Annotated in this window: 12 protein-coding genes; 7 read left to right on the top strand and 5 right to left on the bottom strand. The window is 41.5% G+C overall.

The genetic code is table 11. The features are described from left to right. The first annotated feature begins 112 nt into the window (after nucleotides 1-112). Nucleotides 113-1,633 (top strand): LCP family protein, encoded by a 1,521-nt coding sequence (locus ACFFRD_RS11015; protein WP_392481488.1) that lies wholly within the window; start codon nucleotides 113-115, stop codon nucleotides 1,631-1,633. 85 nt (nucleotides 1,634-1,718) lie between these two features. Then, nucleotides 1,719-2,225: a pentapeptide repeat-containing protein gene (locus ACFFRD_RS11010; protein ID WP_392481486.1), complete on the top strand. Its 507-nt coding sequence runs from the start codon at nucleotides 1,719-1,721 to the stop codon at nucleotides 2,223-2,225. Nucleotides 2,226-2,297: 72 nt separating this feature from the next. On the opposite strand, the gene ACFFRD_RS11005 is transcribed toward ACFFRD_RS11010, so the two are convergent. Next, nucleotides 2,298-5,315, bottom strand: a complete 3,018-nt coding sequence (locus tag ACFFRD_RS11005; protein ID WP_392481485.1) for a GAF domain-containing protein — start codon at nucleotides 5,313-5,315, stop codon at nucleotides 2,298-2,300. Nucleotides 5,316-5,836: 521 nt separating this feature from the next. Here ACFFRD_RS11005 and murJ point away from each other — a divergent pair. From murJ to ACFFRD_RS10990, 3 genes are all read left to right on the top strand, one after another. Further along, nucleotides 5,837-7,441 carry a murein biosynthesis integral membrane protein MurJ gene (murJ, locus tag ACFFRD_RS11000; RefSeq protein ID WP_392481484.1) on the top strand — a complete coding sequence of 535 codons (1,605 nt, stop codon included), beginning with the start codon at nucleotides 5,837-5,839 and terminating at the stop codon, nucleotides 7,439-7,441. Between the two features lie 750 nt (nucleotides 7,442-8,191). Next, nucleotides 8,192-8,704 (top strand): outer membrane beta-barrel protein, encoded by a 513-nt coding sequence (locus ACFFRD_RS10995; RefSeq protein WP_114083513.1) that lies wholly within the window; start codon nucleotides 8,192-8,194, stop codon nucleotides 8,702-8,704. Nucleotides 8,705-8,923: 219 nt separating this feature from the next. Next, nucleotides 8,924-9,199 (top strand): hypothetical protein, encoded by a 276-nt coding sequence (locus tag ACFFRD_RS10990; protein ID WP_392481483.1) that lies wholly within the window; start codon nucleotides 8,924-8,926, stop codon nucleotides 9,197-9,199. A 107-nt stretch (nucleotides 9,200-9,306) separates the two neighbouring features. Here the strand turns inward: ACFFRD_RS10990 and ACFFRD_RS10985 are convergent, their stop codons facing one another. The 3 genes from ACFFRD_RS10985 to ACFFRD_RS10975 all read right to left on the bottom strand — a co-directional run bounded on the left by ACFFRD_RS10985 (nucleotide 9,307) and on the right by ACFFRD_RS10975 (nucleotide 13,524). After that, nucleotides 9,307-12,168 (bottom strand): DUF3769 domain-containing protein, encoded by a 2,862-nt coding sequence (locus tag ACFFRD_RS10985; RefSeq protein ID WP_392481482.1) that lies wholly within the window; start codon nucleotides 12,166-12,168, stop codon nucleotides 9,307-9,309. A gap of 195 nt (nucleotides 12,169-12,363) precedes the next feature. Beyond that, entirely contained in the window at nucleotides 12,364-12,480 is a 117-nt protein-coding gene (locus ACFFRD_RS10980) for a photosystem II reaction center protein I (RefSeq protein ID WP_041566417.1), read from the bottom strand. Between the two features lie 342 nt (nucleotides 12,481-12,822). Then, entirely contained in the window at nucleotides 12,823-13,524 is a 702-nt protein-coding gene (locus ACFFRD_RS10975; RefSeq protein WP_392481481.1) for an acyltransferase, read from the bottom strand. A 237-nt stretch (nucleotides 13,525-13,761) separates the two neighbouring features. Between ACFFRD_RS10975 and ACFFRD_RS10970 the strand changes: the two genes are divergently transcribed. Next, a complete protein-coding gene (locus ACFFRD_RS10970) occupies nucleotides 13,762-13,899 on the top strand; it encodes a hypothetical protein (protein WP_392481480.1) in 138 nt (45 codons plus the stop codon). Nucleotides 13,900-14,172: 273 nt separating this feature from the next. On the opposite strand, the gene ACFFRD_RS10965 is transcribed toward ACFFRD_RS10970, so the two are convergent. Next, nucleotides 14,173-14,337, bottom strand: a complete 165-nt coding sequence (locus tag ACFFRD_RS10965) for a hypothetical protein (RefSeq protein ID WP_159402498.1) — start codon at nucleotides 14,335-14,337, stop codon at nucleotides 14,173-14,175. 542 nt (nucleotides 14,338-14,879) lie between these two features. Here ACFFRD_RS10965 and ACFFRD_RS10960 point away from each other — a divergent pair. Continuing rightward, nucleotides 14,880-15,203, top strand: a complete 324-nt coding sequence (locus ACFFRD_RS10960; protein ID WP_114083509.1) for a hypothetical protein — start codon at nucleotides 14,880-14,882, stop codon at nucleotides 15,201-15,203. The last annotated feature ends 345 nt before the right edge of the window (nucleotides 15,204-15,548 follow it).

Below are 15,548 nucleotides of genomic sequence, written 5' to 3'. Positions count from 1 at the left end.
GTCATACACGCCTACCGAAGAACATTATAAGTTTACAGTGAGCCTTTCCACTGGCAATATCTGTAGCTTGGATTAACATACTTTTAGGGAGTGGTTGAGTGGGGAGATAATTGTGATAAAACAAGTCGAATGGTCGGAAAATCCGGTTACATCTCAGCAAGTAATAGAATTTGAAACTGAGGTGCGATCGCAGCAAATTCAACGCACGGAAAATCAGGTAACGCCTGCACCAGTAGCCGACTCAGAGGAGGAGGATGTCGAACTAAACCAGCCAGCCAATCCCAATCGTAGCGTCGTCGAATCTGTGGGCGCAATTCCCAATCAGCTTTACGAGAGACTGGGCTTAACCATGCCTCGTTGGTTGTTGTGGATCATGACGGTTGTCATCGGCATCATCTTATCTGGGCTGCTAGTCTCGACGTTAGCACTGTGGACTCCTTTGTGGAGCAATCTCGATCGAACAGATGAAGATTTAGGAACCAATACTAAAGACGAGTTAAAAATACCGCTACCAGGGGAGTTGTGGAGCAAACTTTCCCAGTATCAGCTTTCACGACCCATGAATATCTTAATTATGGGGATTGAACCAGTTAACGGTACTGTTGATGGTTCACCAGAAAGCTTTGCTGGCAAAAGCGACTCCATGCTGTTAGTACGGCTTAATCCTGGTGAAAAATCTGTAAGAGTGCTTTCCATTCCTAAAGATACGATGATTGCCATCCCCGAAAAGGGAGAAAAGGGATTAACTAAGGTATCTGATGCCAATGCTAAAGGCGGCCCAGTCTTGGCAGCACGGGTAGTTAGCCGTACCTTAAACAACGCCCCAATCGATCGCTACATCCGTATTTCTACTAGCGGCTTACGGCAGTTAGTCGATCAGTTAGGTGGAGTAGAGGTCTTTGTTCCCCAATCAATGGCATATAAAGACTCCAGCAGTCGCCTATCGATTAATTTAGTCAGTGGCTGGCAAACCCTCAATGGCGAACAAGCAGAACAGTTTGTGCGGTTCCGCGAACCAGGTTTGGGAGATTTGCCAAGAGTGCAGCGTCAGCAAGCACTAACAGCAGCATTGCTGCAACGCTTAAATAGTCCTACCATCTTACCGAGGTTGCCTCAATTAACTCGCTTAATGCGAAAATACTTTGATACCAACCTGAAGATGGAAGAAATGATGGCGTTGGTCAACTTTGGTCTCAATCTAGATCGAGATAATTTCCAAATGACGGTGCTGCCTGGTACGTTTAGCCGCTTTAGCAAAGACCCTGATAGCTATTGGCTAAATATGACTGGACAACAGAGCCTGTTGAATGATTATGTTGGGGTAAATGTACCTGGTCTGAAACCAGATATGCGTCAGGTTCCTAACCTCAAAATTGCTATTCAAAATGCCTCCAATCAACCTCAGCTAACTGAAAAAGTTATTGCTTATCTGAAACAGAAAGGCTTTACTAATATTTACAAAGTGCCTGATTGGCCAGATACCCAACGTCAAACTCAGATTATTGTCCAAAAAGGCAATCGGCGGGTTGGTGTTGATTTGCAAAAAGTCTTAGGCTTGGGTCAAATTGAGGTGTCAGCGATTGGTGATTTAGAATCTGACCTCACAATTCGGATTGGTAAAGATTGGAAATAGTCATTGGTCATTAGTCATTAGTCATTAGTCATTAGTTAAATGACAAAGGACTAATGACAAAGGACAAAGGACAAATAATAAAGTTATGAAAAAGATTTTACTACGCTTTTTGGGTTGGATTGTAATTTTGATACTAGCATTTTGCTGGATAATACTTAATCCCAAACCGGCTTTTGCTCAACTAAACACAATTAACTACAACAATATAAATTTAGAAAATCGTGATTTTTCTCATGCTGATTTAGCAGGTGTGACTTTTGTAGCAGCAGAAATGCGGGGGACAAATTTTCAAGGAGCGAATTTAACCAACGCAATTCTCACTAAAGGAGTTTTGTTAAAAGCAAATTTGGAAGGTGCGAACTTGAGCGGCGCTTTAGTCGATCGCGTCACTATGGATGGTGCTAACCTGAAAAATGCCATTTTTACAGAAGCAACTTTGACCCGCAGCCGTTTTTTCGATGCCGAAATTACAGGTGCTGATTTTACCGACGCTTTGATTGACCGTTATCAAGTGTCGCTAATGTGTGAAAGAGCCGATGGGGTAAATCCGGTTACGGGTATGTCAACGCGAGATAGTTTGGGGTGTAAGTAAAGAATCTCAGCGTTGAGCATAAAAAAGAGATATTTTACCGATTGACTGAGAATTGTCAAAAACCAGTCGCCTCTAATTACCGCTAGGAATTTCAATCAAAAACTCTGTTCCTTCTCCCGGCTTAGAAGAACATTTAATTTGACCATGATGTTTTTCAACTACTATTTGATAACTGATAGACAATCCTAACCCCGTACCTTTACCTGGCCCTTTAGTAGTGAAGAAGGGATCAAATATATGCGATCGCACTTCTTCTGGAATTCCCAGACCATTATCAGCTATTCTAATTACAATCTGGTTATTAATGGTTTGCGTACTAATCCAGATAGTCAAAGGTATCATAGGACATCGCTGAGATAACTTTAAATACCTTTGCTGTATAGCTTTAAACTTTTCCTCTAATGCATCAATACTGTTACTCAACAGATTCATAAACACTTGATTTAATTGTGAGGGATAGCATTCGAGCAAAGGTAAAGTAGCATATTCTTTAACAATCTCAATAGCTGGGCGTTGATTATTGTTTTTGAGCCGATGCCCTAAAATCAGCAAAGTACTATCTAATCCCTCATGAATATCTACTGCCTTCAATTCAGCTTCATCTGTACGAGAGAAGTTTCGCAGTGATAGTACAATGTCATGAATTCGCTCTGTTCCTATTTTCATTGAATCAAGAGTTTTGGGTAAATCTTCGATGATAAAATCCAAATTATTATTGTCAATTTTTTCTTGGACACTTGGTGGGAGAGAGGAGTTTTGACGATAAATTTCTACTGCATTCAGTAGTTCTTGAATATATTCATTTAAATGTATAAGATTGCCAAAAATAAAACTCACAGGATTGTTGATTTCATGAGCCACTCCTGCAAGTAATTGTCCTAAACCTGCCATTTTTTCACCCTGAATTAACCGGGTCTGAGTTTGTTTTAATTCTTGCAGAGCTTGAGTCAGTTCTGAGGTTTGACGTTTGGTTTGTTCAAGTAATTCTGCTTGCTGAATCGCAATTCCAAATTGCACAGCTACTTGAGCTAGTAAATTAATTTCTTCCTCTTTCCAATAGCGCGGTTGCGAATTTTGATAAGCAACTAATAATCCCCATAATTTTTCACCTTGTCGAATGGGAACAAAAGTTTCATTGCGTGGCAGTTCATTATCATCGTCTGTGTTCTCAAAGGTTTTTAGAATCATTGGTTGGGCTTGTGCAACAGGTTTCCAACCATCTTTAAAGGAATCTGCCACAAATTTACCGCTCCAATCTGCGTTGAAGCGGTAGATTGCAACTCGCTCGACTTCGAGCAATTCTCGCACTGCTTGAGTAGTGGTTCTAAAAATAGTTTTAATATCGAGTGACTGGCGGATTTTATCAATGGTTGCAGCTAGCAATTCTTGACGTTCCATTGCTTTCTCGCGTTCAGTGGCTTCTGCTAACTGGACAACCTGCATTTGAACTTGTTTAAAATAAGAATCCTGTTTTAATGCGACTCCCAATTGCTCGGCTATTTGACTGGCAAATTCAATTTCAGAGGGTTGCCAGTGACGAGAAGCGGTGCATTGATGAATACACAGCAATCCCCAAAGTTCACCTTTTTTCAATAGAGGTGCGACCAAATTTGCTCGCACTTGAAATTTTTCTAAAATTTGGATGTAGCAACCTGGAAAATTTGCTTGATAAATATCAGCGATCGCATTTACTCGACCTTGTGCATAAAGGGATACAAAGTTTTCACCGAAGCAATAATCATAAACTTTTTCCGCTATTACCGAGTTACACTCAGGTACAACATCCTCAGAAATAAATTCTCCTTCCCAATCTTTTTGTGGGTCAAACCGAAAGACTGCCACTCGGTCTGCTTGCAGCATTTTCCGTGCCTCGGTGACAGTTGTTTGGAAGATTGTATCTAAATCTAGGGACTCTCGAATTCGAGTAATCACGCTAGTTAATGTCTTTTGTTGCTCTGCTTGGTACTGAGCGTGTGCCAGCAACTTATAGTGTCGCAGTGCTACACCAATTTGTGTACCGATTTTGGTCAGTGATTCGACTTCATAAGATTGCCACTGTCTAGGTGAGACATTTTGGTAAGCAGCAATGACTCCCCAAAGTTTGTCTCCTTGGAGAATAGGGGCAGTTGCAAAGGCTTTTGCCTGGAATTGCTCCAACAGGGTTACATGACAGTCTGTTAATCCAGCTTGGTAAATGTCATTGACTGTAAATGTCTCGTTGTCAACATAACGTCCGCCTTGTGTCTGTTGTAAATAAGTATCAGCGATCGCAGGCTGAACGCCAACTAAGGGAGTCCAACCTTCAGCAAATGATTCAGCAACAAAGTTACCACTCCAATCGGCATTAAAGCTAAATATGGCAACTCGGTCAGCTTGCAGTAGCTTGCGTATTACTTGAGTTGTGGTTTTAAAGATGGTTTCAATATCAAGGGGTGAGCGAATTTTATCGACAATCTGAGCAATTACTTGGTCGCGTTGAGCCGCTTGAGCCAATTTTGCAGCTTGTAATTGCACTTCGTGAAGATGCTTTGCTTGTTGAATCGCAACAACAAGATGATCGGCAATTTGACGAATAAATTCAATTTCCGATTCTTTCCAGTTACGAGCCTCACTGCACTGATGAATACAAAGTAATCCCCACAGTTCTTTCTGGCGTGATAAAGGGACAACGAGATTGGCCTTGACCTGAAATTTACTCAAAATTGCGGCATGGCAATCACTCAGTCCGGCATTGTAAATATCCGCTACTGCTTGGACTCGACCTTGTTGATAACTGGAAGCAAATTGTTCTCCAAAGCAATGGTCGTAAACTTTTACTTTTAACGCCGAAGTCCAACCAGGTGCAATATCTTCAGAAACAAATTCTCCTTCCCAGTCTTTTTCTAGGTCAAACTGGAAGACTGCTACACGATCAGCATTTAGCAGTAGACGCACTTCTGTAGCGGTAGTTTGAAAAATCGTTTCTAAGTCAAGAGACTCCCGAATTCGCACAATTACACTCGCCAGAGCCTTTTGTTGATCTAGTTGCTCTTGAAGTTGAGCGCTTGACAATAGAAGTTGATTTTCTGTGAAATTTGAATTGGGTTCCATTGCTCTGGATTTTATCGTTTTTATACAAGGGTTCCTAATACCAAACTTCATGAGTCCAAAATATGACAAACTGCAAATTTTTACAGTTTTCAACTATTTCCCAGAAGCTGGCTATTGTTATAGTTCCCCTTTCTCGATCTATCCTCGTAATGGTTTAAAAAATAATTTTGGCTTGTATAAGTAGGTCGGCGCAATTAAGGCTAACTGGCTAAGGCTGTTATTTGTCCTTTGTCATTGGTCATTAGTAAAGATTTTAAGCCTATTTACGTTTCGTAATATACTTGAGTTTTTTCGCGCCAATTTACTTACAACAAAAGACATGAATAATTCAAGGTTTTTAGGAAGCGGCTCTAGCCCGTACTAAGAGCTAATTCGATTAATTTCACATTGCGATCGCAGGCATCGCACTTAAAATGACTATAAACTAATGACTGATTTGCCAAAATTTACCTGACAGACTGCGGAATTTCAGGTTAAATGTTTTAAAGTATGCACTCTGTAAGAGTTGTCGGGTATTATTCGTGACACAACAAGACCAAAAACCCTCTCGTTCTTTCGCTGGAATTGCTGGCATTGTTGCCGCAGCCACATTAATTAGTAAAGTCTTCGGTTTAGTGCGGCAGCAAGCGATCGCTGCGGCTTTTGGTGTTGGTGCTGCTGCTACCGCCTATAGCTACGCCTATATTATTCCTGGCTTTCTATTGATCTTACTTGGTGGCGTAAATGGGCCATTACACAGTGCAGTTGTCAGCGTTTTAGCCAAACGACGGCGAGAAGAAGCGGCTCCTTTAGTGGAAACCGTGACAACACTGGTGGCTGGAGTACTGTTGCTGGTGACAGTGGCTCAAGTTTTATTTGCGGATGCGATCGTTGATCTAGTCGGTCATGGTTTGGAAGAGACAACCAGAGCGATCGCCATTCAACAACTCCGCATTATGGCACCAATGGCTTTATTTGCTGGTTTAATTGGCATCGGCTTCGGTACTCTCAACGCAGCCAATCAATATTGGTTACTTTCCATTAGTCCTTTATTATCGAGTATTACCGTTGTTGCCGGACTTGGTATCCTGGCGATGCAACTGGGCAAGGATATTATTAAGCCGGAGTACGCTTTAATTGGTGGAATGGTCTTAGCTTGGGGAACTTTGGCAGGAGCCATTCTCCAGTGGTTAGTGCAGCTAATTGTCCAGTGGCGGTTAGGACTCGGCACATTACGCCTGCGGTTTGATTTTAAATCCCCAGGCGTTCAAGAAGTAATTAAAATCATGACTCCGGCAACAGTTTCCTCTGGAATGATGCCAATTAATGTTGCTACCGACCTTTATTTTGCTAGTCCTATTCCTGGTGCGGCGGCAGGATTTAACTATGCGAATCTATTAGTTCAAACTCCGTTAGGGATTATTTCTAATATCATTTTACTGCCTCTGTTACCGATATTTGCCAAACTTGCTGGCCCCGAAAATTGGCCAGATTTAAAATTACGCATTCGCCAAGGACTGTTACTTACTGCCTTCACCATGCTACCGCTAGGGGCGCTGATGGTGGCATTATCTGTACCTATTGTGCAGGTGGTATATGAACGCGGTGCTTTCAAGCCAGAAGCCACAAAGCTAGTTTCATCCTTGCTAGTCGCTTACGGGATTGGGATGTTTGTCTATTTGGGACGTGATGTTTTGGTGCGGGTGTTCTACGCTTTAGGCGATGGACAGACACCTTTTCGCATTAGTATTTTTAACATCTTGCTCAACATCATATTAGATTGGTTTTTCGTTAAACCTTTTGGCGCTCCCGGTTTGGTATTAGCAACAGTGGGTGTAAATTGTAGCTCAATGCTGATGCTGTTGTGGTTGCTCGATCGCAAACTCAATGGTTTACCTTGGCGCGAGTGGGGTTTGCCGATTTTGGGTTTGGCTGCTGGTAGCGTGGTAGCTGGGGTAGCAAGCTATGGGACATTGGTTGGTTCTCAGCAATTACTAGGTAAAACGGGTTTACTGATTCTGGTATTGCAGTTGTGTGTATCTGGCTTTGTGGGGATTGCAGTGTTTACTGCGATCGCTTCCTGGATGAGAATACCAGAGGTGAATAGTTTTATATCTCGCCTACGTCAACGCTTTTTGAGAAAATAACTGTTATTTAAATAGGGCTTGCTGAATAAGTCTCTCAAGCAAATCTAGAAGCTACACATCTGACAAAATAGTTGTTTCATCGCTCAGTTTCCAAATTTACCCAGCGATCGCTAGCCATTGTGCAAGGGTTTTGAGACTCTAACCCTCTTTTGTCAGAGTGGGAGAATCCAATCGCCCAAACGGTTACAGGGCTTTAATTTTCACGTTTTGTCTATAAATTTTAGTTTCTGTTAGAAAATAAAGCCTCAAACCTTGATGAAATAAAACTTTCAGAATTAGGCTGAGATTATTCTTTTCCGAGAGTGACAAAACAGGGCTAAATGTTATAACCTTGCACTTGTTTGTTTGAAAAAGGCTTAAAACCCTTATCTGGTCTATATTACACTTCTATTCAGCAAGCCCTAAATAGAATTCAGGAGTCAGGAGTCAGAATGGGCTAAACGCCCCGCTACCGCTAACAGCATGAACTTGGAGTCAGAGAAAGCGGATAGCGCAACGTAAAGACAAGAGGGTGGTGGATCTGAATCTTCCACTTTCTTGTTCTGACTCCTGAATTATGACTCCTAAATTCTGAATCCTGAATTCTGAATTCTGAATTCTTCAATTAAATATTTCAGTTGTTACACCCAAGTGGGTGAGAAATAATTCAGCCAGTAGGGTGAACCAGGTGTGCGAGGTTACATTTTGTAAAAAAAGAGATTCTAGTACTAGAGAACATTGATTTTACCTAACTCTAGTGAGAATAATTCTATGAAACTTACAAAATTAGCTGCCTCTGCACTTGCTGTTGCTTCCATTGTCCTCTCCGCAGGAATTGCTTCTGCTCAAACAGCCGGTACAAACGGTAATTATATTGGTGCTGGTGTTGCAGTTGGTGCAACCAGTGGCGGACAAGGAAACGATGAATCACAAATTGGCGGTAATATTCAAGGACGTTACGCCCTTCCCAATGCACCTGTTTCACTGCGGGGTTCTGTGCTGTATGGTGGTGATGCTGCTGCAATTATGCCCATCGTGACTTACGATGCGCCGATCGCCAGAAACACTAACGTTTACTTCGGTGGTGGTTATTCTTTTGTAACTGACGAAGGTCAAAAAACCCCATTGGGCAATCAGAATGCACCTGTAGTCACCCTTGGTATTGAATCAGAAGTTAGCAATAATGTCATTGCTTATGGCGATACGAAATGGGGCATTGATGCCTACAGAAATAGTGATGCTGATGCTGTCAGCTTCCAAGCTGGATTAGGCTATCGCTTCTAGTGATTACGAGCTAGGAGACAGCCTATTCACAAGCTAAAGGAATGATGTTTACCAGCCGTAATAGAATTTATTCTGTCATATCTGAGCATCCATACTCAGATATGACATATTTTTAATCATTTTTATTTATGATTTTGATAACCAATTATATTGGCTATTATCAATAGTTTTTCTTAAAGTTAAATGGCCAATTTTAAATATGCATAAAAGATATTACTCATGGAAAACATTAATGCCATTCCAGAAATACTGGGTGAAACAACTGATGTAGAATCTTGGCTAATTCGGGCTGGGCTAAGATTTTCAGACTTAGGTAACGATGCCGCCAGTATTGCCATCCGTCAGCAATGGCGAGAATATCAAGCCGCAGTTCAAAGATGCTGTGCTGTCCTACACCAACCAGCTTCACGTGTTCAATTAAGCGGCGACTATGCCAACCTGAGAATACCTGGGAGTGCATCAACCTGTGCGATTCCTCGTACCGATTCTATGTGAGGCTGCACTTTCAACCCGATGCGGATTTATTCTTCCACAAACATAAATTTTAACAACTTGATGATGGTTATTCAGAATTCTGAATTCAGAATTCTGAATCCTTCTTATTAATAACTCTGTTGCACACCATTTACTACTGGTTTAACTTCAGAAAATGGATCAGTGCCGCCACCCCAGTTAAAATCACTAATTCGGATGCTAAAGCCGCCTAATTCCAACACTGGATTGTAACGCAAGGTGATGCCATAGGTGCGACGGCTATATTCTAAAATGTAGTCAGTACTGGTTTCTCTACCAGTATCCAAGTTAACAGATGTTTGAAAGCCTAAGCGAAAAGGGCCGTAGATTTGCTGTGATATCCCAGCAGTCAAAACTTTGTTATCAACGGAGCGATCGAACAAAAAGGGTGATAATCCGTTATTTAAGCCTTGAGAGAAACTAATATTAAAGGCGGTATAGTCGAAAAAAGGGCGAGAAAAATGACCAACTTGTCCTTGTAAACCAATTCTCGCAGTTAGGGTGCTTTGGTTATCACCATTGCTGTAATAACTCGTAGTGCCAGTAAGTCCACCGATCGCTTGCAAGTAAGGAACTACAGGGTTAGCCGTGTATCGTAATCCCTCGGTGGCAGTGGGCGGTAATGGTTTTCCCTGCCACAGTAACACCCCAGTACTGAGGTCAGCACTAGCTTGGAAACGACCTAGTGAAATGCGATCGTTTTCCCGTATGGGTTCTAGTAAGTCTTGGCGATCGGTATTGGCATCGATATACTGAGCGCTTCCCTGATAGGTGAGGTTGATGCCACTTTTTCCTAAAGGAATCGCAGGAGAGGTAATAATGCCCCCAAAACTGCTCTGGACAGTTTGAAAACCGAGAGTACCGTTGTAGAGGCGATCGCGGTAATTATATTGCACATTCAAGAGATGGGGAAGGGAAGTGCCTATTATCTGACGCAATCCCAAATTCACCCGCAAATTGTCTTCTACCTTATCTAAGTCAAAACTGGTTAACTCCCCAGTTCCTTCAATTACTGCTCGTGGACTCAAAACAGAATTTACCTTTGTCTTGACAGCAAACAATGAGCCTAAGTTACCTATACCTTCTTGCACACCTCTCTGTACTAGTAACTGAGGCGTGATTGTCCAGCTTGTCTTCTCTGTATCGATCACTGGAAAGCCACGCTCAATATACAAACCACCCCGCTTATCTCCATCATAGCCGGGAGAAACTATTGCAGGTGTAACATCCCGCTCCCGGCGGTCAATCGTCTGCTGATTCACCGGAATTGGTAAGGAGATTCTTTGATCCAATACCAAACGCTGTCGCTGTGTTCTAATACGGTCTACTAAGGGTGTTTCTCGCGTCAGAGTTACTGTATCTGCGCGTAACTCTAGTTCTGGAGGCGAAAAAGGATCATTGGTGATGCGGACATCCCTTGCTTGCCAGCCTTGCGGATAGAAGTCAATGTGTTCAGCTTCAAATCTGAGCCGATTGACTACGCCTCCTGTTTTCGGGCGTGAGAGGTTGCTAGCATCAGTTTGACCCCCGACTGTAAAATCAATTCCTCCAGGGCTGCTTACACCAGAAAGGGGTTGATTGGCTCTAATGCGATCGCTAGGCGGACGTTTTGTTACTCCACCAGCAGTTGCATCTATGGGTGAGAAAGCAAAATCTGTTTGTGCTGAGGGCACATAAATTTCTCCTCTACCATTTAAGAGTTCTCCATTATCTTGAACAAAGTTATAGGTAAAGCGTTGTCCACGCAGTATTTGATCGCCCCTGGTTAAAGTTACGTTGCCTTCCCCCGCAGCAATTAAGTTGTCTAAATTAACTTGCAAGCGATCGGCATCCACCACCGCCCCATCAAATCGCACAACTACATTTCCAACAGCTGTAATAATTCGCCGTTGCTCGTCATACTCTTGCCGATCTGAAGTGACTTCTACAATTCTCGGTTTGGCTGGCGGTTTGCTAGCTGGTGCTTGTGGCTGATTGGTGGTATTTACTGGTGGTGTAGATGTTGGCGCTTGAGTTTGTTGTTGGACTTGGGAACTGAATTCTACAGTGATGGGCGTTGGGAGTTGCTTTGTCGGATTACGAGACTGGAATTTTATAAAATTTTGTACTGATTGAGAACTTGGTGCAAGATCGGCAGCAGATAGAGAGATATTGTCTTTTTGCGAAGACTGTGGCGCAGTAATGTCACTTAGCTGTTTTTGCTGGGTTAACTTCTTAGCTAAAATTTCCGCCTTGGATTCAACTAACTTATTGCTGGTTGTAACCTTTGGGACAACTGGAATAGAAGGCGGAGATTGGGCGACAAGGGGACTTGGAGAGACCCTATAGTTAAATCGTAGAGAGTCCAAAAAGGTTTGTTTTTCTCTAGCAACAGAATTGGGATTTAGCGTAGACGCAAAGCGGCTTGTCGTTAGACCTCGCTCACCGAGTTTTTGAGAAGGTTCAGGTTTTGCATTTAGGGAAGGTTCCGCTCCAACTTTTTTTGGCAATGCAGTGGCTTCTGTTTGCGTCTCCCGTTTGCGTAATGCCGCTCTTAGGAGAAGCTCTGAGCGCCGCCCTTCGACGCTCGGATGGCCATTAGAGGTTTTAATATCTTGCGTTGGATAACCAACCATGAGCGATCGCCCCAGCGCAGCACTTCCTGAGTCGGTAATGGGGGAAATCTCTGGTGGGAAAGTTTCTGGTGGATGAGGTACAGAGGAAGTTTCGGCAACTACTGAGTCATCCTGAGTTGAGTTGATGGGAGTTGGCAATGGCGAATTACTTTTGGTGTCACCCGCAATCGACAACTCAGGCAAATCCTTAGACTGCTTGGATTTGTCTGTCTTTTCCTGCATTCCAGTTTCTACAACTGAAAGAAACTTTGTATGACTAGCAGATGAGGTGGGATTTACAGGTTGTAAAGATTCGAGGATAGGAGGCGGATTGGGTGGCAGAACTGGATGAAGCATATTTGAGCAAAATCGGGCTAACAAACAGCCAAATGACGGACGGAAGGATAAACATACATTCTGCCTTCCGACTGTCGCCTTCTGCTACCTACAGCAAGCTACCTGGAGGAAGAAACTTACTAAATTTCGCTTAGTAAGTTTCTGTGGCGTTTAGTATTTTCCGCCTTCCAAAGTCGCGGATGATTTATCGCCCTTTTACTCTAAGTCCCGACGGCCGGGGTTACGAGCAGGATCGTTCGACAAAAATCCGAAGATGAAGATAGTTACGAAGAAGGCAACAACAATATAAACAGCGATTTTTAAAGTCAGCATAGAAATATCTCCAACGGGTAAAACAAAGAAAGCTTTTCTTTGAGGATCTGCCATGCAGAAAAGATAGCTACTTTATATTACCCAAATCTCGTCCCTTTTTTAGAGGACTGTGGGGACATGGGACTGGGCACTTAGAGACTAGGGACTAGCAGTACCTACTCTACAGTTATTGAGAATGGTGCAAAATGTCAGTTGTCTGACTTTTAGATGCCCTTAAAAATAACTCAGAAACTGCTTACTCCAGTTTGTGACGTTAACTGACAGCAAAAGTTTCTTCCCAAAGGCAACATATTAAAGGTTATGGGAAATAGTTACCATACCCAATGCCCCATGCCCCATACCCTATTTCTCAGTTTGAACTTTTACTAGGTCTTTACCAATTCGGTTTTTGACTACTCGTGCAGGTATACCTACAGCAATGGAGAAAGGAGGAATATCTTTATTGACAACTGCTCCCGCACCAATAACACTACCTTTGCCAATGGTAACGCCATCTAATACCGTTACTCCATGACCTAGCCAACAATCATCTTCAATCACAATTCCCTTGCGAGTAACACCTTGGTATTTAATTAGCTCCATCGGATCGGCAAAATTATGATTATTGGCATATATCCCGGAGTGGGCAGCAATCATGCAGTGTTTGCCAATTTTAATGTCTCCTGGCCCCTCAATACATACGTTTGGAGCAATGAAGGTGTCTTCATCAATATGTATACACGTATCTTCCAAACACCCTATATCAACGTTACGCTCAATAGCTACTCTATTGCCTAGATGAATTTTATTATTTTTGTGTCCTCTAGCATCCATGCGTACACCCTTGAAAATATAGACTCCACTGCCTATCTCAATACAAGAAGCACCGTTAAATTCAACACCATTTTGAATATAAACTGAGCTGCCTATTTGGGCAAAAATACTCCGATATCCTAAACTACGCAACTTTGGCCCCAAAATAAGTGTAGGAAGATCCCCTAACACAGTAGTTACTACAAGTTCTTGCACACGCTGCAATTTTGAAAAATCTTGCTCATTAGGCATGGCTACATATCTCTTCAATTAATTGTTGTTGACAGTATTGAAAGTTTTTTGCCTGTATCCTAATCTTCTGCCATACCAAAAAGCTTTGTATTTCTTAATACATTAAACTTAGTTGGCAATATTACCGAAATTTACCCATATTTTTAGATGATTTTCCAAAATTTGGAAAACCTCCAGTCTGGCTTTAACTAGGTGAGCAATTCTTGAAATTATGTGTGTTAGAATTACCCACTTGATATGCACAATTACTTTGATGTCACAGAAGCTTTTTTACCAGTCAAGGCATGTAAAAACTTTGCTTCTTTTTCGCCAGAGCAATTAACAAAAAATCTTAGTGCATTGCAGGGTCAAACCCCAGACTATGAAATTATCTGATGGGTAAAATGGTTGGTTTAGATAGGATACTGTTTTGGTTATCTGGTAAATTTGCAAAGCTTGTTACGCAACTAGGGATTGAGTTGTTTGCCTTGAGGCTACTTCCTATCAGGCGGTTTTAGTCTTTTAAAACAACTCAGTTCCACAAGCTATGTTGCAACAAAAAATACATTTAACTAGACTATATTCAAAAATTTAGATAAAATTTCTGCCTAGCATAACAATGTAATTATTGTTGGGTCTAATTGGGTATTATTGCCCCAAAAAGCCCAATTAGGGTGGATTATCCCCTACATCAGCCATCACATTGAAGTTGACCATCGGTGCAAACAAGTAAGCGCTTCCCCGACTGCTATGACGGCTTTCTTGCAACGAATTTCTAGAGTATGCTGCTCCAATCATGTTGCACACAGATGATTTACAGACTAGCAAATTCATGTTTGTAATTACATGAATCGTTTTTAATAACAGTTGCTTTTAACAATAACACATTTTATTTTTAGTGGAACACTCTTAATAAATAAGTTGATTGTTAATGAGAATATTGTAAATTAGCTAACTTTTTTGATGGAGCTATCGCTACTCTTAAATAATTTTATACACTTAGATGAAATTTATCGAGGACGGTAATTTTAAAAATGATCACGGATGTTAATTGTCTTTTTGTCTATATTTCTACCTTTGCTTGTCCAAGTAATTTTATAATTGGGCGTTAAACTCAGAATGATATCTACTATACTGATGACACCCTCTTCGTTCAAAAGCTCAAAATTTTCTTCTTCCTTATTACTTATATCTAAAAATTTGTAAATCACCCATTCGGGTGAGCCAAGCGGGTGATGCGTGCTTGGTGTTACTCATTATAAATTTTATTGTAAAGAAAGCTAAAACTTAGCTGAGTTTCCAGGAGAAGTCCACAAAACAACATCAAATTGACCACATTGAGGTATCGGTTTTAACTCACACACTTGGTTCAAATTATGGCTTTAATTAAAGAAATTGTCCAAGAAGCTCTAAATAGCGGCTATCTGAGTGTTGTAGCCGAAGAACAACTGCGATCGCAACTTCAAAGTAATTATGACTCAGAAGACCTAGATGCCTGGATCATTTTACAGCGAGCTATTGTAGCGGGTGATGTTAAACAAGAGTCGCGCCGAAAAAAAGCTTCTCTTTCTCCTAAAGCCAAGGACGCTTCATCAAGTATCAAACTTGCTTATCAAATGGCAGCGGAGATTGCTTATGCAGCTGCTGTAGCTTTGTCAATGACAAAAAATACCAAAGACCAGCCTTCACTAGGTTCATAAGATTACAGGCTAAGAAGTTATTTTCCTGATTTAGTATCCAAAATTTATACCAAGTAGTTTGCGACGCTTTTCTAGTTAACTCCTTGGTATTATTTTTACGCCTTCCTCTTTTAAGTGATGTCTACATGGGTTATTTTGTATCACATCTTCTCAAACTAATCCTTAACCTAAGAATCATAGCTGCTTATTTTCCAGCGCAATTTTATTAAAAAATAATTAAAATTTTAACCTTTGTGGAAACAGCTACGAGGAAATTTCACCCTCAGCCAAGACAGTAGAACTGATCCCCAGAAGCAATACTAAAATAAATATAAATTATTTGTTCAAAACTAGATTTTTTTAAGT

The organism is Nostoc sp. C110 (genome assembly GCF_043099725.1).
Classification (GTDB): Bacteria; Cyanobacteriota; Cyanobacteriia; order Cyanobacteriales; family Nostocaceae; genus Nostoc; species Nostoc muscorum_A.
The sequence above is the reverse complement of the archived record's forward strand: the minus strand, read 5'-3'. Positions and strand labels throughout refer to the sequence as shown.